Here is a 21373-nt window from a genome sequence, read left to right on the forward strand (position 1 = left end):
TCGGGGCTCAGAGGCGTTCGATGATGGTGGCAATGCCCATGCCGCCGCCGACACACAGTGTCGCGAGGCCATAGCGCAGGCGCCGGGTTTCCAGTTCATCGAGCAGCGTGCCGAGGATCGCGCAGCCAGTGGCACCCAGCGGGTGGCCCATGGCGATGGAGCCGCCGTTGACGTTGACCTTGTCCGGGTCGATCGCCATGTCCTTGATGAATTTCAGCACCACCGAGGCGAAAGCTTCATTGACCTCGAACAAGTCAATGTCTTCAATCCGTAGCCCGGCCTTGGCCAGTGCCTTGCGAGTGGCCGGCGCGGGGCCGGTGAGCATGATGGTCGGGTCGGTGCTGGTGATGGCGGTGGCGACGATCCGCGCCCGCGGTTGCAACCCTAGCGCCCGACCCTTGGCTTCGGAGCCGATCAGCATCAGCGCCGCGCCATCGACGATCCCGGAACTGTTACCCGCCGTGTGCACATGGTTGATCCGCTCGAGATGGCTGTAAACCCGAAGCGCGGTGGCATCGAAGCCCATTTGCCCGATCATCTCGAAGCTCGGCTTGAGCTTGCCCAAGCCTTCCATGGTCGATCCGGCGCGGATGAATTCATCGTGATCGAGCAGGATGATGCCGTTCTGATCCTGCACCGGCACCAGCGATTTGTTGAACGAACCGTCAGCCCTTGCCCGCGCTGCCTTTTGCTGAGAGTGCAGCGCATAGGCATCGACGTCCTGACGGCTAAAGCCTTCGATCGTGGCGATCAGGTCAGCGCCCACGCCTTGAGGGGCAAAATGGCTGTGAAAACTGGTTTCCGGGTCATGTGCCCAGGCGCCGCCATCGCTGCCCATCGGCACGCGAGACATGGACTCGACGCCGCCGACCACCACCAGGTCTTCGAAGCCGGAACGCACCTTCATCGCGCCGAGGTTCACCGCCTCCAACCCCGAGGCGCAGAAGCGGTTGATCTGCAAACCCGCCACGCTGACGTCCCAATCCGCCACTTGGGTCGCGGTTTTGGCGATGTCGGAACCCTGGTCGCCGATGGGCGTCACGCAGCCCAGTACCACATCGTCGACCTGACTGGTATCGAGAGACGTGCGCTGTTGCAGCGCCGTGAGCAGCCCGGCTACCAGGTTCACCGGTTTGACGCTGTGCAAGGCGCCATTTGCCTTGCCTTTGCCGCGGGGCGTGCGTAACGCGTCGAAAATCAAAGCGTGGGTCATGACGTCCTCGAACCTGGGCGGGGGTGTAAATGCAGAGTCTCCACTCTTAGGCCCGGCGGCCGTGGATTCAATGACCGCAGCGCTCACTGACGTTGACGGTCACGCTCAGACGGACGGTAGGCAACCACCGGATTAATCGTTTCGTGACACCAAGCTGTCTAGCAAACGGGCGCCCAAGAAGCTGGCAATAGGCCTCATGCCTTTTTAAGAGCAATTTATGTGAAGTCCATACGAAATGGATCTAAACCAAGCGTGACGCGGGCTCTAAGGTGAACTTGTACGAAGTTGTCGTCGGGTTTTGCCGAGGCGCTCGTCAAACAGGAAGTGCAACGCTCTGCCGTCATGGAGAAATGCAGGCAGGCATCAGGAAATAACAATAAAGGCGGTCAAGCCATGTTCAAACAATCGAAAGTACGTCAAGCCGGGCTCATTCTTTTCGCCACTACGCTGTTGTTGATTTTGCCGAACCTGACCAAGGTGATCGGCTAGTCGGTCAATAAAAAATACGGCGCCAGGGTTTATCGCCCTCTAAAAATGTGACTGGCTCGCTACCCGGGCCAGCGTGGGTGTGCCACCCTTTGCGGCACTACCACGACATGGACGGCGATCATTTGAAAACGCTCATTCTTTTCGGGGCCTTGCTGCTCAGCACGCCTCTGTCTGCCGCACAGCTGAACCTCGAGCTGGGCGCGAGCAGTCGCACCTGGCAAACCGAGGAGTTGCTCAAGCATCCTCAGGTTCAGACCCTCACGATCAGCAACGACGTTTCCTACAAACGGGACATGAGCTATCGCGCTGTTCCGTTGGCTGCGTTGTTGACGGGCATCAAGTCTGAAGACCATTTACAGGCAGTAGCCCTGGATGGTTTTGCCGCAGAACTGTCAGCCGCGCCGTTGCTCAACACCCAGGGTGCGCGCGCATGGTTGGCGATTGAAGAACCCGACAAGCCGTGGCCACCGCTGTCGGAAGGCAAACCCGGCGCCGGGCCGTTCTATCTGGTCTGGACCGATCCACAGGCGAGCGACATCAGCCCCGAGCAATGGCCCTTTCAAGTGGCGAGCATCAAGCGCATGGCACCAGTGGCCGAGCGCTTCCCTGCCCTGCTGCCTGATCCGGCGTTGAAGGCTGACGATCCGGTGAACAAGGGCTTTGCGCTGTTTCAGAAAAATTGCCTGGCGTGTCATCGATTGAACGGCGCCGGGGATGCGCAGTTTGGGCCGGACCTGAATATTCCGTTTAACCCGACCGAGTACTTCGGTGCGGATTTCCTCAAACGCTACATTCGTGATCCGCAGAGCTTGCGCCAGTGGCCTCAGGCGAAGATGCCCGGGTTCTCGGAGACGGTGTTGCCGGACGGGGATCTGGAGAGGTTGGTGGGGTATTTGAAGCATATGGCGGGGCGCAAAGTTAAACCCTGACACTACCCCCCTGTGGGAGCGAGCCTGCTCGCGATGGCGCCTGTTCAGTCAGAACTGCTGCGACTGACACACCGCTATCGCGAGCAGGCTCGCTCCCACAGGGGATTTGTGGTGTTCCGGATTATTGCTGTTGGACTGAGATAATCGGTATCGGCGTTGGCGAAACAAACACCTTCGCATGCATCTGCTCGCACCCACCGCCCCGGCGCATACCCCGTACCGGGCAGGCATCCAGGTAATCCAGGCCCACCGCCAGTTTCAGATGACGCTCAGGCCGCGCCAATTCATTGGTCACGTCGAAGCTGTACCAGGCGTCATCGAGCCAGGCTTCCGCCCAGGCGTGACTGGCCAGGTGTTCGCTGTTCTCGCTGTACAAATAACCCGACACATAACGCGACGGAATGCCCAGGCTGCGAGCGCAGGCGAGAAACGCGTGGGTGTGATCCTGACAGACACCCGAACGCCCGGCGAAGGCCTGGGCGGCGCTGGTGTCCACTTCGGTCGAGCCCGGCGTGTAGGTCATGTGCTGGTTCAGGCCATGCATCAAGTCGATCAGCGCCGTGCGATCCCGGCGCTGCTTACATTCTTTCTCGGCGAACGCACGCAGGGCTTCGTCGGCTTCGGTCAGGCGCGTGAAACGCAGGAACGGCAGCGCCGACTGGCTTTCATGTTCCGCCTCGCGCAATTCGTCGATGTCCACCTGGCCCCGGGCGCCGATGATGATCGCCTCGTGAGGCTCGTCCAGGGTCAGCACGTGCAGGATATTGCCGAACGGATCGAGTTGCGCGCGCACCGGGCGCGGCAAGTCGAGCTGCCAGCTGAGCACGTGCTGGCGCTCGCTGTCGTGGGGTGTCAGTCGCAGGTACTGGATGCTCGCCCGCACCTGATCTTCATAGTGATAGGTGGTCTCGTGGCTAATGGAAAGTCTCATGCAGCCTCCAGGTAGGAACTGTGTATGGCGTTACCCAACTGGCGCACCAGCGGGATGAACTCGGTCAGCCAGGCGTGCAGGCCTTCGTCGAGAATTTCGGTGATGCCGGTGTAGCGCAGGCGTGCGTCCATTTCCGCTGCCAGGCGTTGCGCGGGACGACCATTGGCCCCCGGCAACTGGGCAAGGATCTGGTCGATTTCTTCGGTACAGGCACGCAATGAACGCGGAACGTCAGCGCGCAGCAACAGCAACTCGGCCACATGCCGGGCGCCGGGCGCATCGCGGTAGATCTCGGTGTAGGCCTCGAACGAGGACAACGCCCGCAGCAAAGCACTCCACTGGTAATACGCGTGAGCGGTGCCATCACTGACCGCCTCGGCCTGATCGCCAGCCATTTCGTAGCGGGCGTCGAGCAGGCGCAACGTGTTGTCCGCCCTTTCGATAAACGTCCCCAGACGAATAAAGCGGAACGCATCGTTACGCATGATCGTGCCGTAGGACGCGCCCCGGAACAGGTGGGAACGTTCCTTGATCCACTCGCAGAATCGGCTCATGCCGTAGCGACTCAAGCCCTGATCGGCAATCCCGCGGATTTCCAGCCAAGTGGCATTGATGTTTTCCCACATGTCGGCGGTGATTCGCCCACGCACCGCATGGGCACTGGCCCGCGCAGCGCCGAGGCAGCTGTAGATGCTCGCCGGGTTGGCCGCGTCCAGGGCGAAGAAATGCAGCAGTCGTTCAGCGTGCAATTCGCCGTGGCGCTCCAGGTAATCGTCCAGGGTGCCGGTGATCAACAACGGCATGGCGAGTTCATGCAGGCCATCACCACGACCATCCTGTGGCATCAGCGACAGCGAATAACTGATGTCGAGCATCCGTGCGAGGTTTTCCGCCCGCTCCAGGTAACGCGACATCCAATACAAATCCGAGGCAGTTCTACTTAACATGGCAGGCTTCCTTCAATCCTCGACCACCCAGGTGTCCTTGGTTCCACCGCCCTGGGATGAATTCACCACCAGGGAGCCTTCGCGCAGGGCAACACGGGTCAAGCCGCCGGGCACAACCCGGGTTTCGCGGCCAGACAATACAAACGGACGCAAGTCGATGTGGCGCGGAGCGATGCCGTTTTCGACAAAGGTCGGACAGGTCGACAGGGACAACGTCGGTTGCGCGATGTACGCATGGGGCTTGGCTTTGATCCGCGCGCGGAAAGACTCGATTTCCGCCGCCGTCGCCGCCGGCCCCACCAGCATTCCGTAACCGCCGGAGCCCTGGGTTTCCTTGACCACCAGTTCCGGAAGATTGGCCAGTACGTGGGACAGTTCGGAGGGATTACGACACTGCCACGTCGGCACATTCTTCAGGATCGGCTCTTCATCCAGGTAGAAACGGATCATGTCCGTGACGAATGGATACACCGACTTGTCGTCCGCGACCCCGGTGCCGATGGCATTGGCCAGCACGACATTGCCGGAGCGGTATGACGACAGCAGCCCTGGAACGCCAAGCATCGAGTCCGGGTTGAACGCCAGCGGATCAAGGAACGCATCGTCGAGGCGACGGTAGATCACGTCGACGGCTTTCGGCCCGTCCGTGGTGCGCATGAACACCTTGTCATCGCGCACGAACAGGTCCGCGCCTTCCACCAGCTCAACGCCCATTTCCCGCGCCAGAAACGCATGTTCAAAGAACGCGCTGTTGAAACGACCCGGCGTCAGTACCACCACGCTCGGGTTATCGATCGGGCTGGAGCTTTTCAGGGTGTCGAGCAACAGGTTCGGATAGTGGTCGATAGGGGCAATGCGCTGGGCCGCGAACAACTCGGGGAACAACCGCATCATCATCTTGCGGTCTTCCAGCATGTAGCTGACGCCGCTCGGCGTACGAAGGTTGTCTTCGAGCACGTAGTACGTGCCGTCGCCATCGCGCACCAGATCGACACCGGAGATGTGGGAATAGATATCGCGGTGCAAATCCAGCCCTTGCATCGCCAACTGGTATTGCTCGTTGGCCAGCACTTGCTCGGCCGGAATGATGCCGGCCTTGATAATGCGCTGCTCGTGATAGAGGTCGGCGAGGAACATGTTCAACGCCTTGACCCGCTGAATGCAGCCGCGCTCGACAACTCGCCATTCACTGGCGGGGATGCTGCGGGGGATGGTGTCGAAGGGAATCAGGCGCTCTGTCCCTTGCTCATCACCATAGAGCGTGAATGTAATCCCGGCGCGATGAAATAACAGATCGGCCTCGCGTCGCCGTTGTGCCAAAAGCTCGTCAGGCGTTTCGGCCAGCCAACGGGCAAACTCCCGATAATGCGGGCGGACCTGGCCGCCGGCATCGTACATCTCATCAAAATAGGTGCGGATCATGCCGTACTCCTTGTCACCCGGACATCTGGGCTTCGCAAAGCCCGTGCCATCGGCATAAACGCTTTGATATCAATCAGTTGGATAATCGCACTGCACGCACCGCACCAATCCTGTGCGGTAAATGCCCCCACCTGATCGCCCCCGCTTCATTGCGAAGCAATGTTGTCGCCTATCAGCAGCATAGCCAGAGTTGATTTCACTGCCCGGGAGTCGACGCGGATAATCCGCGCATTCGCTGAAAATCTTGACGAACTTCCCTTTAGCCGCCGGTTTAGGCGGCTTTTTTTTGCATTTTTGAAACGTTATGAATCAAAAACACGATCAAGAGATCGCAGCCTCGTTTCACCTGTAGGAGCTGTCGAGTGAAACGAGGCTGCGATCTCTTGATCTTTTCTACCCCCACAAACGAAAACGGCCAACCCGAAGGTCAGCCGTTGCTGAATGTTGTCACTGTTCATAAGTTATGCGAGTCGCCCTCGTACCTCCTGCTTGACGCCCCATCCTTCGATGATGCCGCCCAAAGGCTCGACCACCGCCTCGAAATCCTGCTCAAAATCGCCGATGCCGTCATAAGTGGCGTACATCACTTTGCTCAGTTCCAGGTACCACGCGCCGTCGTCGCGCACGCTGATTTGTGCATTCAAGGATTCACCGCAGTAATGCCCTGCCGCCCTGCGCGCCCGCTCCTCGTCCGGAAAAATGGCGTAGAACTCGATGGGATGGAATCGTGAAAAGTCGAAGCCGCCTTCTTTCATGCGGCGCAAGACGCTGGTGCTGATGTCTTCTTGATAGGCTGTGCTCATGAAACGTCCCCCTCAGACCGATGGATAGACTTTCCGTATTCCCGGCACTCGCAACCGAATGGGGCGAGCGATGCGGCAACAACGTTGCCGGTGGGAAGCAAGCATGTAGCTGACAAGACCAGACCTTAGCGATCCGTTCGCTGATCTCGATTGCAGAGTAGCCTCAAGATAGAGCCGCTGCCAAGGCCTGGTTAGGAATGTGACAGGAGATGTTCAGATTGGCGTGATGCTGAGAATTTCAATGCTGTTCTGGGTTTTCAGACTTTTGACAGTCGGATCATCGGCGCGCCCTTCCAGATCGTTGAGGTCCAGTTCGGCAGCCACAGGCAGACGCCGGGCGCGAATAAGTTTCGCGGCTTGCTCGTTGTTCGGGCACTCCTCGCTCTCGAACACCTCGTCAACTTGCTCACCGTGATCATCAACGAAAGTGACTTTCCACTTTTGCATCAGGTGCCTCCTCGATAAAACCCATGGATGGGTTTACATGTATCTCGACATTCTTCCCCGGCCAATCGTTCAACCGGACCTTCTATAAGTGAAGCACGAAAAAAGGGCCGTCTCCGGCGTGTTTTCACACAACCTGAAAGGGCCCTTTCTGGCTTGCTCGATATCAGTCGTTGCTAGGCTTGCTCACAGCCTGCAGGACGTATTGCGGCAAGGCGAACGCGCCGATGTGGATTTCCGGGTTGTAGTAGCGGGTGATGATGCCGCTGCCGGCGAAGCGCTGCTGCAAGGTTTCGCGGGACAATTTGCGATAGGCGGTATTGGTCGCGCCCCAGGCGAAGGTCATGGCGCCGCCGATGTAGGTCGGCACGGCTGCCTGATAGAAGTGCCAGTCCGGGAACAGGCTGCGCAGGCGCCCGGCGGTGGTTTTGACTTCTTCGATTTGCATGAACGGCGTGCCGTTCTGGGTCACCAGGATGCCGCCTTCGTTCAGGCAGCGACGGCAGGCCTGGTAGAAGTTTTCCGAGAACAGCACTTCGCCCGGGCCGATCGGGTCGGTGGAATCGGAAATGATCACGTCGAATTTTTCGGTGGTGGTGGCGACGAAACGCATGCCGTCGTCGATCACCAGGTTCAGGCGTGGATCAGCGAACGCACCCTTGGAGTGGTTCGGCAGGAATTCCTTGCACATGTCGACCACGGTGCCGTCGATCTCGACCATGGTGATGTGCTCGATGCTGCGGTGCTTGGCCACTTCACGCAGCATGCCGCCGTCGCCGCCACCGATGATCAGCACGCGCTTGGCGGTGCCATGCGCCAGGATCGGCACGTGGGTCAACATCTCGTGGTAGATGAATTCGTCGGCTTCGGTGGTCTGGATCACGCCGTCCAGCGCCATGACGCGGCCCATGCGCGGGTTTTCGAAAATCACCAGGTGCTGGTGTTCGGTGCGCACTTCGTGCAGCAGTTTTTCCATGCGAAAACGCTGGCCGTAGCCTTCGTAGAGGGTTTCCAGATACTCGCTGGTCGGGGTGTTGCTCATGGGAAGTGCTCCGATGAATGCGGGTGGCAAGCCGCGAATTCTACGTCGCGGGACATGACAGGTCGAACCTTCGTCTGTCGGGTAGGCATAGAACGGTGTGGGAGCGAGCCTGCTCGCGATAAACGATAACGCGGTTTACAGGGAAACCGCGGCGTCTGCATCGCGAGCAGGCTCGCTCCCACAGGGGAAAGGTGTCGGCTTTGGGTGCGTATTCAGATCCGTACGTTGCCTCGTGGCCCGGCGATGGCCCAGATGATCAGGCCCAGTACCGGCAGCAGCAGGATCAGCAGCACCCAGATGATTTTCATCCCTGTGTCGGCACCACTTTTGAGCACGTTGATGATTGCCCAGATGTCCAGGGCAAGAATAATCAGGCCAATCAGACCGTTGAACGTGGAACCCATGGTGTCGCTCCCTAAGAGTGGTGTGCACTCTTAGGATAGCCGGGCCTTGCGAGGGTTCCGTTTTTTAAACGTGGACGGCGATTTTGAGGGCTTCCAGCGAGGGTGCGGCAGCGATGCCGACTTTGGCGCACAACTCGAGTACGCGCGGCACGTCGTTGCCGTAGACCAGCACCACTTGCAGTTCGTCGTCGAGCAACTGACTGAAGTTCATCAGCGTGTAACCGCCGTTTTCCTTGTTCATGCTGCCCATCTGCACCTGAATGCGATTGAGCGCGGTCAGGGCTTCAGTCTTGGCCAGTTGCTTGGGCTTGATATTGAAATCAACCCCGGGCCCGAACGAGGAAACGATCTGGGCGAACAGGTCCACATAGGTGTCGGCCTGGAACAGGACGGTCTCCGGAAGACTGCCGACGACGACCCACTCGCCCAGCGGAATCGGGAACGTTTCGTCGTAGTTGATATCCGGATTGGCCGTCAGAAAAGCCTCGGGATCGGCGTAGGCCTGGGCCGCTTCGTCAGCGACTTTCAGGATTTCGTCATCGCTCATGCACCCGGAGCTGATTTTGCTGATGAGTTCGACGAGTGCGGCTTTCATGGGGCGGAATCCTGTAGCGAGGGAATTTCGAAGGCGCGAAGGATAGCGCATTACGCCCTGCAATTCCTGTGCGCGAGCATGGCCGGGATTGTTGACCCACATCAAGATCCAGCCCCCTGAGTAGCGGCACAATAATGGCACCTTGCCGAAACTGTTTCCGCTATCAGAGAAGACCTCCATGATGGGTGCGTGGCTTAGCAATATCTCGCTGAAATACAAATTCTGGGCGGTCAACGCCGTCGCCTTTGTCACGACCTTGTTGTTGGTGTTGTACGCCGTGCAGCTCGAACAACAGGCCCGCAGCCATGCTTATCAGGCCTCGGCACAGGCCCAGGCGCGACTGCTCAACGCCTGGCCTGCCGGGCAACCGCTCCCCAAAGCCGAAAACGTGCTGACGTTCAGTCGCGGGCAGGCACCGTTGCTGAATGGGCAGCCAGTTCTGGAACTGGCCGATACCAACGGCTGGGTCGGCATCAATGCCATGCCGCTGTTCGGCAACAACCCGTTGATGGGCGCCGAAGTGTTTACGCGTACGGATGGCAACCAGGTCGCGGTGATTGCCCATGGCCCGAGCCTGACCCAGGTATTTGGCGAGCGTTTTCCCAACTATGCCGTCGCGGTCGCGATCCTGATGCTGGCGATGCTCGGCGCTTCGCAATTGTTGATCCGCTTCCTGCTCAGCCAGCTCAATACGCTGAAGGACGTGATGCTCCACGTCGAGAAAACCGGTGACCTGTCCGCCCGTGTGCCGCTGGCTTGCACTGACGAAGTCGGGCAGATGGCCAATGCCTTCAACGCCATGCAGGCCGGTTACCAGCGGGTGGTCAACACCGTCGCCAGCACCGCCCGGCAACTGGATGTCGGCGCTGCGCGGCTGGCGTCGAGCATGAACGAGGTACGTCACGGCATGCTCGGCCAGCAAAGCGAAACCGATCAGGCCGCCACGGCGATCAACGAAATGACCGCCACGGTCTATCACATTGCCCAGCACGCCGGCGCCACCCGCGACCTCTCGCAAACCGCCGACACCCTGGCCGGCAGCGGGCAGGAAGTGGTCAGTCGGGTGCAGAAGTCAATTGCCGGCCTGTCCAGCGGGGTGCAACAGACTGCCGAGATGATTCAGCGTCTGGCCGAGGACAGTCAGAAGATCAACGGCGTGGTCAGTGTGATTCACAGCATCGCCGAGCAGACCAATCTGCTGGCGCTGAACGCAGCGATTGAAGCGGCCCGTGCCGGTGAAATGGGTCGCGGTTTTGCGGTGGTCGCCGATGAAGTGCGTAACCTGGCCAAACGTGTCCAGACCTCCACTGACGAGATAACGATCATGGTTTCCGCGTTGCAGGCCGGGACTCGGGACGCGGTGGATTTCATGCAGGAAAGTTCGTTCAAGGCCGACGATTGTGTGCAGCAGGCTCAGGAAGCCGGCGCAGCGTTGGCGGAAATCACCAGCGCCGTGGCACAGATGCGCGAAAGCAATACGCAAATCGCGGTGGCGGCCGAGCAACAGAGCCATGTGGCGGAAGAGATGAATCGGGCGGTGGTGAGCATTCGGGATGTGACCGAGAACACCGTGCAGCAGACCGTGGATTCAGCGACTACCAGCAATGAGCTGGCGGCGTTGGCCGGGGAATTGAGCAAGGCTATCGGTCAGCTGAAGCTGTGAGACCCTCATCGCGAGCAAGCTCGCTCCCACAGTGGATCTGTGTTGTACCCAGAATATTGGTCACTGAAGATCACCTGTGGGAGCGAGCTTGCTCGCGATAGCGTCAGTTCGACCAACATCAATCCCGACCATGACCACCTATCACTCCGATAGCCAACCTCGATTCGCCACCTGCCGTCGCCCCGCCTATTCTTCAATCATGTGTTCAACATGGATCGAGGATTACCATCATGGGCAAACGTCACCCCAACCTCCCCGCCTGGCAATGGCGAGCGTACCCGAACAATCACCAGCACCCAACCAATCTGGTGCTGCACCTGATTGCCGTGCCGCTGTTCGTCGTGGCGTTTCTGCTGATTGTCTCGGGCGTGTTCAGTCTGAGTTTCGCGAATGTCGCGATTGGCGTCATCGGCCTGCTCGCCGCCCTCGGCCTGCAACGCCACGGTCACCGCCTGGAGGCACAAGCTTCCGAGCCGTTCAGTGATCGCAAAGATGCCGTGTCGCGCTTGCTGGTCGAGCAGTTTCTGACCTTCCCACGGTTCTTCCTTAGCGGCGGCTGGTGGCGCGCCTGGCGTGAGCGCCACCGTCGTCACTGATCAGGCGAAAATCGTCACTGTCTGCCGGCTCATGGCAATCAACTGACCGTCCGCGTTCCACAATTTCGCGGCCGCATGACCGTAGCCGTCAGCGGCATGCTCGATCTCGACGAGGTATTTGCACCAGTCCAGCGTGCTCAGTTCGAGCAACGGCTGGACGAATTCGATGGTCCAGGTCAGGGTGCTGCCCATCGCCGGTTTTTTCAGGTGCGGCAACAGCGCCGGAGGCCAGGCGTCGACCAGCGCCAGGATATGCGACTCGCTGACTGCCTCTTCCTTCACGTCCCCACGCAAGCGCACCCAGCCGCCCATCTCGCGGGATTTGTTACCCGTGAATGGCAGGCCGCCGACACTCCAGCGCATCGCCAGATGCTGCATGAATTCCGGGGTCACGCCTTTGATGTAAGGCAATTCCTGGCAATCATCCCAGTGCTTCATCTCGGGTGCCGGTTCGGCGATCACCGCCACTTCCGACGGCCGCGAGGCGCCGAAGCTGCCCTGGACCAACGTCACCACCTGGCCCTTCTGCATCGCCCGCCCCAGCACCTGGCTGACCGCTTTGCCTTCGCGCAATACATCGACTTCAAAGCTGACCGGCACTTCAGGCTCGACCGGGCCGACAAAGGTGATCGCCAGCGAGCGCACCGGACGATCCGCCGGGACTTTTGCGCGCATGGCTTCGTACTGCAAAGCGGCCACCAGGCCACCGAAACTGGCACGCCCCTGAGCCCATTCGGCCGGGATAGACAGCTCCAGCGGCTGGCTGCGGACAGCGTCGAGCAGATCGGAAAAGCGCATGGAAACCTCAGAGCGGGAAAAGGATGAAGGAATCTTAACCAGCCCGCGAGGATGGCACAGCGCTTATTCCGGCCAAAAGCACTGACAGATGAGCCGGATGCACATGCTCTACGTAGGAGCTGCCGAAGGCTGCGATCTTTTGATCTTTAGCGTCATCACTTACGCCGAAAATCAAAAGATCGCAGCCTTCGGCAGCTCCTACAAGGGCCGAGGTAGTATCAGGATTTGAAACAGGCAGCGCTGAGTTTGTCGAGGACGCGGTCGGCACGGCCTTCGGCCTTGGCCATGGCGGTTTTCCAGGCCGCGACGCAGGGCTGCAAATCGGTTTCCTGCTCGGCCATGGCCAGCCATTGCAAGCAATCGTGCCAATCGCCCAAGGCACCTTGCGCGGACTTCAAGCGCGGCATCGCCGCTTTCGGCAATCGATCCAGTTCGGGATAGGCTTCGATGCCATAGCGCACACGCTTGATCAGCAGGCGCAAACGGTGGCGATCATGTGCCGGATCGTGCAGGGCTTCGTCGAGTTTTCCCCACTGTTTGGCCAAACGTTTTTCGATGCTCTGACGCAAGCCCTTGAGCAAGCCCTGACGTTGGGAGGCCCGCAGAAAACGCGGAAAAGCGTCGAGGATCATCAGCAACTGCGCCACTTCAGGACTCGTCGCGACCGCCGGGTAAGCCTCGGCCATCTGCGCCATACGCCGATGGGCAGCCTCGGGTTGATCATGCTCGAGCAGGTACGCCGCCAGCACTTCGCGATCGCGCAATGGCGTGGTCAAGTCGCCGACCCGGGACGCCGCCGCTTCCAGCTGTTCGACCCCGGGCAAGCCGCGCAATGGCCGCAGCAGACTGCGCAAACGGCGAACCGTGGTACGCAGATCGTGCAGCGCTTCAGGGTCGGTGCGGGCACTCAAGCGTGCCTGACAGGCCAGCAAACGAACTTCCAGGCCCAGGACATGAGCCACCAACCGGTTAATCATGGGGGTTTACTCCGTAAACAACTGCAAGCCGTCAGCCGAAATCCGGGGCGACCGACTGATTGCTTGCAGCTTAGAGCTGCTTTCAGCGCCCCGCGCGCGATTCACGAATATAGAAACGCGCCTTCTCTGCCTTCTTGGCGCAGCCTTCGAACGCTTCGAATTGCTGCTGGGTCTTGGCGCCGGTCAGCAGCGACAGGGCCTTGGAATAGCTGACAGTTCCGGCAAAACCTTCAGCCTTGGCCAGATCCAGTTCACGCCACGCGGCATCGATCCCGCTACCGCAGCTGTCACGGTAAGCGGTTTTGCCCGCACATCCGGCGAGTGCCAGGGCCATCAAAGGCACACAGATCCATGCTTTCATTACTCACACCTCAAAGATAGGTAAACAGTCGTGCAGTTAAGACGGTCTGGCGCGTGAAAAGTGCCTTGGCCCCGCCTCGGAAACTCTAGCGCTCGCGAGAATACCCATCTGCCGCCAAAGAGTGTCGAAAAAACGACGCCCTCGCCTCGCGGAACGACCTTAGCGATTGAAGCGCGCCCCTCGATGGGTGCATTGTTGAACCTTGTCAGACGAGGGCGATTCATGAAAAAGCGTGTCGCGCTGGTGCTGGGCTCAGGTGGGGCCCGGGGCTACGCCCATATCGGGGTCATTGAAGAAATCGAACGGCGTGGCTATGACATCGCCTGCATCGCCGGATGTTCCATGGGCGCGGTGGTCGGCGGGATCTATGCCGCAGGCAAACTCGACGAATATCGCAACTGGATTGAAAGCCTGGACTACCTCGACGTCTTGCGTCTGGTGGACGTCAGTTTTCGTCTGGGTGCGATTCGCGGGGAGAAGGTTTTCGGGCAAATCCGCAAGATCGTCGGCGAGATCAATATCGAAGACTTGCGCATCCCCTATACGGCGGTGGCCACCGACCTGACCAATCAACAGGAAATCTGGTTTCAGGAAGGCTGCCTGCACCAGGCCATGCGCGCTTCGGCGGCGATTCCCAGCCTGTTCACCCCGGTGATGCAGGGCAACCGCATGCTGGTGGACGGCGGCATCCTCAACCCTTTACCGATCGTGCCGGTGGTGTCGAGTCATTGCGACCTGATCATCGCGGTCAACCTCAACTCCACCAACCAACGCCACTATCAACTGCCGGTGATCCAGCGCCCGGCGGCGTTCAAGACCCGCTTCGACAGCCTGATCAGCTCGCTCGGTTCAAAATTGCCATTTCGCCGCAAACAGGCGGAACAATTGCTGCTGCTGGAAAAGGAAGCGTTGATGGCAGAAGCGGCCGAGATCAACCCGTGGATCGAATCCGCCGAACCCGAAGCCCAGCAACCGGCCGCCGCCCCTGAACGCGCCGGCGCACCGAAGTCCGCCACCGGCTCGTTCATCATCGACAACGTCGGACCGGCGTCTTTGCTGGACCTGATCAACCAGAGTTTCGAGGTGATGCAAACCTCATTGGCGCAGTACAAGATCGCCGGTTATCCGCCGGATATTTTGATCAACGTGCCAAAGCGAGTGTGCCGGTTTTTCGAGTTTTACAAGGCGCCGGAACTGATCGCGCTGGGGCGGGAGATTGCGCGGGATACGCTGGATCGGTATGAGAATGAGCGGGATTCCTGAAGTTCTCGGGTGAATGTCAGGGCCCCTTCGCGAGCAGGCTCGCTCCCACATTGAAATGCGATCAAATGTGGGAGCGAGCCTGCTCGCGATGGGGCCGGATCATTCAATACAAAACTAAAGGCTGTCCTCACTCAACAACCGATACCCGACCCCAGCCTCGGTGACGATAAACCGCGGCTGAGTCGGATCATCCGCCAGTTTCTGGCGCAGGTGCCCGACCACAATCCGCAAATAGTGAGTGTCCTCGGTATGGGTCGGCCCCCAAATATCCTTGAGCAGTTGCTGCTGAGTGATGACCCGCCCCGGATGCCGCGCCAGTTGCGCCAGTACCGCGTATTCCTTGCGGGTCAGCGCGACTTCGGTGGCGTCGAGCAACACCCGGCGATACGCCAGATCCACGGTCAACGGGCCGAACGTCAGCGCCGCTTGCTGCGCTTCTCCCGTCGGAGCCTGACGCAACAAGGCACGCACCCGCGCAAGAAACTCCTGAATGCCAAACGGCTTGGTCACGTAGTCGTTGGCGCCGTTGTCGAGTGCTTCGACTTTCTGCCCTTCACTGGCGCGCACCGAAAGCACCAACACCGGCACCGTCGACCACTCGCGAAATTCGCGCAGCACTTGTTGGCCGTCCATGTCCGGCAGGCCGAGGTCGAGTACCAGCAGGTCCGGTTTATTCAGTGCAGCCTGGGCCAGACCTTCGGTGCCGGTACCGGCCTCCAGCACTTTGTAGCCTTGGGAAACAAGGCTGATACGCAGAAATTTACGGATCTGCGGTTCGTCGTCGATGACCAAAATGGTCGCGGTCTGGCTCATGAATTCACATCAACACAAAGAAGTGGCAAGAGAGTAGCGCAAGCGCGATCAGGCTTCACTTTCAGCTCTTAATTTTCAAAGGCCGGCTGAGCCTGCAACGGCAGGTGCAAGGTGATGCAGGTGCCCCGCCCTTCGATACCATCGGCAACGCTGATTCGCCCGCCATGGGCACCGACCATGCCCTGACAGATCGCCAGCCCCAGACCGGTCCCCTGCCCGCCACGATCACCGCGCGCGGCGGTGTAGAACATGTCGAAAATCTTCGCCCGCTCTTCCTGAGGAATCCCCGGCCCCTCATCGCTCACCGAAAAAAACAGCTCGCTGTCGTCGGCTCCGGCGCGCAATTGCAGGCGACCGTGAGCCGGTGAAAACCGCGCGGCGTTTTCCAGCACGTTGACCAGCGCCTGTTCGATCAGCGCGGCGTGGACGTACAGCAGCGGCAACTGCGGCGGCACTTCGGTAGTCACTTGCAACGGCGCCAGCACGGCGCGCAGACGATTGAGCGAACTGCCGACGATGTCGGCCGGCGACACCCAGTCCCGCGCCAGCTTCAGGGCGCCGTGCCCGAGGCGAGTCATGTCCAGCAGGTTCTGGATGTAGCGATCGAGGCGCTCGGCTTCATCGCGAGTGCCTTCAAGCAGTTCGCGGCGATCCTCCAGCGGGATGGCTTCACCGAGGGCCAGCAGGCTGTCGATGCTGCCGCGCATGGAGGTCAGCGGCGTGCGCAGATCATGGGACACCGAGGCCAGCAAGGCACTGCGCAGTTGCTCGGTTTCGCCATGCAGCCGGGCGGCTTCCAGGTCTTCGGCCAATTGCGCCCGGGCCAGCGCCTGGGCCAGCGGCTGACTCAATGCCGTAAGCAAGCGCCGACGCTGACCGCTCAAGGTCTGGCCCTCTTTGGCACACACACCGAGCAATGCCAGTGGCCCGTCTTCCACCGACAACGGCCACCACCACCAACGCCCGAACGGCAGCGTGCCGGTGCCGGCGCCGGCCGGTTGATCGTGATGCCAGGCCCAATCGGCGGCCGCGCGCTCGGCTTCGGAAAATTCCAGCGGGCCACCGGTTTCGACTTTCCAGCCGCCCTGCCCGTCTTGATTGAGCAAGCAGAGTTGCAGATCACTCCAGCCATCGAGGTGCTGGGCCGCGGCGCTGACCACTGCCTGGCGGTCGGTGGCGGCCGTGAGTTTGCGTGACAGGTCGAGCAGTTCGGTGGTCTCTTCCTGAGTGTCGCGCAGCGCCTGCAATTGCCGCCGTTGCCGGGCCGCGAGGTTACCGGTGAGCGCCGCCATCAGCAGGAAGAACAGCAAGGTCAGCACATCTTCTTCGCGTTGGATGGCGAACGAGAAATTCGGCGGGATGAACAGAAAGTCATAGGTCAGAAACGACAGCGCCGCACAGGCCAGCGCCGGGCCGAGGCTGCTGCGCACCGCCACCAGCAACACCGCGGCGAGGAACACCAGCGAGATATTGGGCAGCGGCAAGACACTTGCCACCGCCCAGGCCAACGCACTGGCGAGCACCGTCGCCACCAGCGCCAGCGCGTAGTCGAACCACACCAGTGCCTGCGCCGAACGCTGACGCGGCTGATGCTGTTCCTGATCGCTGTCGAGGACGTTGATTTCCAGCCCGCGCGCATCGCGCAGTAAACGTGACGCCAGACCGCCGCCGAACAACCGTCGACGCAAACGCTGCCGGGACTGACCGACCAACACCAGACTCGCGCGGCGTTCGGCGGCGTGCTGAATCAAGGTTTTTGCCACCTCACCGGCCCGCAACAACACCACTTCGCCGCCGAGGCGTTCGGCCAACTGCTGGGCACTTTGCAGACGCAGCCGCGACTGCTCGTCACGCACGCTGCCGTTGTCCACATGCACCAGGCTCCAAGGCAAATGCCGACGCTGGGCGACGCGACTGGCGTGACGCACCAGACGCTCAGCCTGTGCATCGCCATCGACGCCGACCAACAGGCGACCGCGTACCGCTGGCGCCGCTTGGCCGAGCTGGCGATAGCCCTGGGCCAAATCATCATCGACCTGAGCGGCGGCGGTTTGCATCGCCAGTTCCCGCAGGGCCGTGAGGTTGGTCTGGGTGAAAAAGGCGTCGATCGCCGCCCTCGCCTGCTCCGGCACGTAAACCTTGCCATCGCGCAGACGCTCGAGCAGCTCGCGCGGCGGCAGGTCAATCAGCAGCAGTTCATAGGCTTCTTGCAGCACCCAGTCCGGCAGGGTTTCGCGGACCTGCACACCGGTGATGCCGCGCACTTTGTCGTTAAGACTTTCCAGGTGCTGGACGTTGACCGTGGTGTACACGTCGATGCCTGCCGCGAGCAGTTCCTGAATGTCTTGCCAGCGTTTGGTGTGGCGACTGCCGGGCGCGTTGCTGTGGGCCAGTTCGTCCACCAGCACCAGTTTCGGTTTGGCAGCGAGCAGGCCGTCGAGGTCCATTTCTTCGAGCATCACGCCACGGTATTCCGAGCGCACCAACGGCTGCTGCGGCAAGCCGCCGAGCAGCGCTTCGGTCTCGGCGCGACCGTGGGTTTCGACCACGCCGGCAATCACTTTCACGCCTTGGCGCAATTGCGTGTGGGCCGCTTGCAGCATGGCGTAGGTCTTGCCGACACCGGGCGCGGCGCCGAGAAAAACCTTGAGCCGGCCACGGCCGTCCCGGGGCAGGTCTGCTAACAGCGCGTCGGCGCGGCCGGAGTCACTCATCTGTCATAGCCTTGTTCGATTTTGAATTGGGGTGTTGCCTTAAAAGATCGCAGCCTTCGGCAGCTCCAACAGGTGTACGCAATCCAATGTAGGAGCTGGCGAAGCCTGCGATCTTTTGATCTACAGGTTTTCCAGCGCCATGTTCAACGCCAGTACATTCACCACCGGCGGGCCAACGAGTGGCTGCTCGATGTGCGCATCCATCAGTTGTTGAAGGGTCGCCACCGGCAAATTGCGCGCGGCCGCAACACGCGCCAGTTGATAGGCAATCGCGGCCGGTGGCAAGTGTGGATCGAGCCCGCTGCCAGAGGTGGTGACCATCGCCAATGGCACCGGACCCTGGCCCGGCACCAGCAGTTTGTTGGCATCGTCGATCACCCGAGTGGCCAGGGCCGGGTTGCTCGGCGAAAAGTTGCTGGCACTGCTCGACACGGTGGCAAAGGCACCGGCCGATGGCCGTGGATGGAACCAGGCGTCGCCGACGAAATCCTGCGCAATCAGGGAGGAACCACGGACCTTGCCGTCGGCGTCGCGCACCAGGCTGCCGTTGGCTTGATCGGGGAACGCGACCTGGGCGACACCGGTGACCACCAGTGGATAGGCGACGCCGGTGATAAGGGTCATCAGGACGAGCAGGCTCAGGGCCGGGCGTATCATTGTGGACATTTCAAAATCCTCGAAATTGGAGAAGTTGTGGGGTGTCAGGGAAACCCACCCCTCACCCCAGCCCTCTCCCCATGGGGGAGAGGGGAAAGGGAGCCGATCTGCGTTGCTCTCAAATCTTCCATTCACCTCGGAATATCAGGTCGCTAAATTTCGCAAGACATCCGAGATCAGTCCCCTCTCCCTACGGGCGGTCCGACGTTTCGGGAGGGTTAGGGTGAGGGGGTCGATTTCAGCCTCAAACCAAATGCAACGCCGTCAACAGCATGTCGATCGCCTTGATCCCCACAAACGGCACCACAATCCCGCCCAATCCATAGATCAACAGATTGCGTCGCAACAACGCCGCCGCACTCGCCGCCTGCACGCGAACACCGCGCAATGCCAGTGGAATCAGCACCACGATGATCAAGGCGTTAAACACAATCGCCGAGAGAATCGCGCTCTGCGGACTGCTCAAGTGCATGACGTTCAGCACGCCCAATTGCGGGTAGATCGAGGCGAACAGCGCCGGCAAAATCGCGAAGTATTTGGCCACGTCGTTGGCGATGGAAAACGTCGTCAGCGCACCACGGGTCACCAGTAATTCCTTGCCGATCTGCACCACGTCCAGCAGCTTGGTCGGATCGCTGTCGAGGTCGACCATGTTCGCCGCCTCGCGTGCCGCTTGCGTGCCGTCGTTCATCGCCATGCCCACGTCCGCCTGGGCCAGGGCCGGGGCGTCGTTGGCTCCGTCGCCGCACATGGCGACCAGGCGACCGTCGTTCTGCTCGTGGCGAATGCGCGCCAGTTTTTTCTCCGGTGTGGCTTCAGCCAGCACGTCATCGACGCCCGCCTCGGCCGCAATCGCCGCGGCGGTCAGCGGGTTGTCGCCGGTCACCATGACCGTGCGAATCCCCAATTTGCGCAGCTCGGCAAAACGCTCGCGGATGCCAGGCTTGACCACGTCTTTGAGGTGGATCACGCCAAGCAATTTACCGTCGGCGCAGACCAGCAACGGGGTGCCGCCGCTCTGGGCGATCTTGTCGATTTCCCGGGACAGCGGCGCGGCCAGATCGGCGCGTTTCAGGCCGACGAAGGCCAGCAACGAATCCACCGCGCCCTTGCGATAAACACGATCCCGATAGTCGACTCCAGACAGGCGCGTCTCGGCACTGAACGGTACGGCGGTGAGCAACTCGGCGGCAGGCTCAGGTTGTGGCTGAGTACCGCGCAGATACTCAACGATGGATTTACCTTCAGCCGTGTCATCGGCCAGCGAGGCGAACAATGCCCCCTCGGCGAGCTCCTTGGCAGTGATGCCAGGTGCCGCGTAAACCGCGGTGCAACGACGGTTACCGAAGGTGATGGTGCCAGTCTTGTCCAGCAGCAGGACGTGTACGTCCCCCGCCGCTTCCACGGCGCGACCGGATTTGGCGATCACATTCAGACGCACCAGACGGTCCATCCCGGCGATACCGATGGCCGACAACAGACCGCCAATGGTGGTCGGAATCAGCGTGACCAATAACGCCACCAGGAACACCAGCGGCAGGCTGCCGTTGGCGAAGTGGGCGAACGGTTGCAAGGTGACGACCACCAGCAGGAAGATCAGGGTCAGGCCGATCAGCAGGATGTCGAGCGCCACTTCGTTCGGGGTTTTCTGGCGTTTGGCGCCTTCGACCAGGGCGATCATGCGGTCCAGCGTCGACTCGCCCGGGTTGGCGGTGATGCGCACCAACAGCCAGTCGGACACCAGTCGGGTGTTGCCGGTGACGGCCGAACGGTCGCCGCCGGACTCGCGAATCACCGGCGCGGATTCACCGGTAATCGCGGCTTCGTTGACCGCTGCGATACCTTCAATCACCTCGCCGTCACCAGGGATCATTTCCCCCGCTTCAACGCGGACCACATCGCCCTTGCGCAGGCTGGTGGCCGGCACGACTTGAAAGGCACCGTTGCTGGTTTTGCGCCGAGCACTCAGGCCTTCGCTACCGGCCTTGAGACTGTCGGCGCGGGCCTTGCCGCGACCTTCGGCCAGTGCTTCGGCGAAGTTGGCGAACAGCACGGTGAACCACAACCACAAGGCGATTTGCGCGGCGACAAAAGTCGGCACGCTGCTGTCGGGAATGAAGCACAGCACGGTGGTCAGGATAGCGGTCAGTTCGACAACCAGCATCACCGGCGCACGTTGCAATTGCCGAGGGTCGAGCTTGACGAAGGCTTGCACCAGCGCCGGACGCCAGAGGGCGGCGATCGCGGTTTTCGGTTGTTCCGGCGCTTTGGCGACGGCGGTTTTGCTTACAGGCATATTCATGATGGATTCC

20 protein-coding genes are annotated in these 21373 nt (G+C 60.7%); 4 read left to right on the forward strand and 16 right to left on the reverse strand.

Annotated elements, in window-relative coordinates; translation table 11 throughout:
• Positions 1 to 7: 7 nt before the first annotated feature.
• Positions 8 to 1213, reverse strand: coding sequence for an acetyl-CoA C-acetyltransferase (locus EAH74_RS16595; RefSeq protein WP_140679841.1), 1206 nt, complete (start codon positions 1211 to 1213; stop codon positions 8 to 10).
• A gap of 596 nt (positions 1214 to 1809) precedes the next feature.
• Here EAH74_RS16595 and EAH74_RS16600 point away from each other — a divergent pair.
• Complete coding sequence (locus tag EAH74_RS16600) at positions 1810 to 2631, forward strand: c-type cytochrome (RefSeq protein WP_140679907.1); 822 nt, start codon at positions 1810 to 1812, stop codon at positions 2629 to 2631.
• A gap of 121 nt (positions 2632 to 2752) precedes the next feature.
• On the opposite strand, the gene EAH74_RS16605 is transcribed toward EAH74_RS16600, so the two are convergent.
• The 8 genes from EAH74_RS16605 to EAH74_RS16640 all read right to left on the reverse strand — a co-directional run bounded on the left by EAH74_RS16605 (position 2753) and on the right by EAH74_RS16640 (position 9219).
• Positions 2753 to 3562 carry a transglutaminase family protein gene (locus EAH74_RS16605; RefSeq protein WP_140679843.1) on the reverse strand — a complete coding sequence of 270 codons (810 nt, stop codon included), beginning with the start codon at positions 3560 to 3562 and terminating at the stop codon, positions 2753 to 2755.
• Complete coding sequence (locus EAH74_RS16610; protein WP_008148807.1) at positions 3559 to 4509, reverse strand: alpha-E domain-containing protein; 951 nt, start codon at positions 4507 to 4509, stop codon at positions 3559 to 3561. Before EAH74_RS16610 ends, EAH74_RS16605 begins: the two co-directional genes overlap by 4 nt.
• A gap of 12 nt (positions 4510 to 4521) precedes the next feature.
• Complete coding sequence (locus EAH74_RS16615; protein ID WP_074874854.1) at positions 4522 to 5931, reverse strand: circularly permuted type 2 ATP-grasp protein; 1410 nt, start codon at positions 5929 to 5931, stop codon at positions 4522 to 4524.
• Positions 5932 to 6392: 461 nt separating this feature from the next.
• Entirely contained in the window at positions 6393 to 6734 is a 342-nt protein-coding gene (locus EAH74_RS16620) for a ribonuclease E inhibitor RraB (RefSeq protein ID WP_008148805.1), read from the reverse strand.
• A 213-nt stretch (positions 6735 to 6947) separates the two neighbouring features.
• Positions 6948 to 7181 carry a hypothetical protein gene (locus EAH74_RS16625; RefSeq protein ID WP_140679845.1) on the reverse strand — a complete coding sequence of 78 codons (234 nt, stop codon included), beginning with the start codon at positions 7179 to 7181 and terminating at the stop codon, positions 6948 to 6950.
• A gap of 163 nt (positions 7182 to 7344) precedes the next feature.
• Entirely contained in the window at positions 7345 to 8220 is an 876-nt protein-coding gene (speE, locus tag EAH74_RS16630) for a polyamine aminopropyltransferase (RefSeq protein ID WP_140679847.1), read from the reverse strand.
• Between the two features lie 212 nt (positions 8221 to 8432).
• On the reverse strand, positions 8433 to 8624 hold the full coding sequence (locus EAH74_RS16635; RefSeq protein ID WP_008148797.1) for a PLDc N-terminal domain-containing protein: 192 nt from the start codon (positions 8622 to 8624) through the stop codon (positions 8433 to 8435).
• Positions 8625 to 8688: 64 nt separating this feature from the next.
• Positions 8689 to 9219 carry a hypothetical protein gene (locus tag EAH74_RS16640; RefSeq protein ID WP_046047937.1) on the reverse strand — a complete coding sequence of 177 codons (531 nt, stop codon included), beginning with the start codon at positions 9217 to 9219 and terminating at the stop codon, positions 8689 to 8691.
• A 181-nt stretch (positions 9220 to 9400) separates the two neighbouring features.
• Here EAH74_RS16640 and EAH74_RS16645 point away from each other — a divergent pair, with 181 nt between their 5' ends.
• Together EAH74_RS16645 and EAH74_RS16650 are read left to right on the forward strand one after the other, a co-directional pair.
• Entirely contained in the window at positions 9401 to 10882 is a 1482-nt protein-coding gene (locus tag EAH74_RS16645) for a methyl-accepting chemotaxis protein (protein WP_140679909.1), read from the forward strand.
• 230 nt (positions 10883 to 11112) lie between these two features.
• Positions 11113 to 11478 carry an Mpo1-like protein gene (locus EAH74_RS16650; protein ID WP_140679849.1) on the forward strand — a complete coding sequence of 122 codons (366 nt, stop codon included), beginning with the start codon at positions 11113 to 11115 and terminating at the stop codon, positions 11476 to 11478.
• Here EAH74_RS16650 and EAH74_RS16655 read toward each other — a convergent pair whose 3' ends face one another.
• The 3 genes from EAH74_RS16655 to EAH74_RS16670 form a co-directional block, all read right to left on the reverse strand.
• Positions 11479 to 12276, reverse strand: coding sequence for an acyl-CoA thioesterase (locus tag EAH74_RS16655; RefSeq protein ID WP_140679851.1), 798 nt, complete (start codon positions 12274 to 12276; stop codon positions 11479 to 11481).
• 218 nt (positions 12277 to 12494) lie between these two features.
• Positions 12495 to 13253 carry a CHAD domain-containing protein gene (locus EAH74_RS16665; protein WP_140679854.1) on the reverse strand — a complete coding sequence of 253 codons (759 nt, stop codon included), beginning with the start codon at positions 13251 to 13253 and terminating at the stop codon, positions 12495 to 12497.
• An 82-nt stretch (positions 13254 to 13335) separates the two neighbouring features.
• Positions 13336 to 13614 carry a hypothetical protein gene (locus EAH74_RS16670; RefSeq protein WP_140679856.1) on the reverse strand — a complete coding sequence of 93 codons (279 nt, stop codon included), beginning with the start codon at positions 13612 to 13614 and terminating at the stop codon, positions 13336 to 13338.
• Between the two features lie 222 nt (positions 13615 to 13836).
• On the opposite strand from EAH74_RS16670, the gene EAH74_RS16675 reads away from it, so the two are divergent.
• Positions 13837 to 14877 carry a patatin-like phospholipase family protein gene (locus EAH74_RS16675; RefSeq protein WP_123364677.1) on the forward strand — a complete coding sequence of 347 codons (1041 nt, stop codon included), beginning with the start codon at positions 13837 to 13839 and terminating at the stop codon, positions 14875 to 14877.
• A gap of 114 nt (positions 14878 to 14991) precedes the next feature.
• On the opposite strand, the gene EAH74_RS16680 is transcribed toward EAH74_RS16675, so the two are convergent.
• The 4 genes from EAH74_RS16680 to kdpB all read right to left on the reverse strand — a co-directional run bounded on the left by EAH74_RS16680 (position 14992) and on the right by kdpB (position 21363).
• On the reverse strand, positions 14992 to 15690 hold the full coding sequence (locus tag EAH74_RS16680) for a response regulator (RefSeq protein ID WP_140679858.1): 699 nt from the start codon (positions 15688 to 15690) through the stop codon (positions 14992 to 14994).
• Positions 15691 to 15758: 68 nt separating this feature from the next.
• Positions 15759 to 18404, reverse strand: coding sequence for a sensor histidine kinase (locus EAH74_RS16685; RefSeq protein WP_140679860.1), 2646 nt, complete (start codon positions 18402 to 18404; stop codon positions 15759 to 15761).
• 120 nt (positions 18405 to 18524) lie between these two features.
• Complete coding sequence (gene kdpC / locus EAH74_RS16690) at positions 18525 to 19070, reverse strand: potassium-transporting ATPase subunit KdpC (protein ID WP_140679861.1); 546 nt, start codon at positions 19068 to 19070, stop codon at positions 18525 to 18527.
• A gap of 235 nt (positions 19071 to 19305) precedes the next feature.
• The gene (gene kdpB, locus EAH74_RS16695) at positions 19306 to 21363 is read right to left on the reverse strand and encodes a potassium-transporting ATPase subunit KdpB (RefSeq protein WP_140679863.1); all 2058 of its coding nucleotides are present in this window, start codon (positions 21361 to 21363) and stop codon (positions 19306 to 19308) included.
• Between the last annotated feature and the right edge of the window lie 10 nt (positions 21364 to 21373).

Origin of the sequence: Pseudomonas mandelii (assembly GCF_006438925.1) — a bacterium.
In the GTDB taxonomy this organism is placed as follows: Bacteria; Pseudomonadota; Gammaproteobacteria; order Pseudomonadales; family Pseudomonadaceae; genus Aquipseudomonas; species Aquipseudomonas mandelii_C.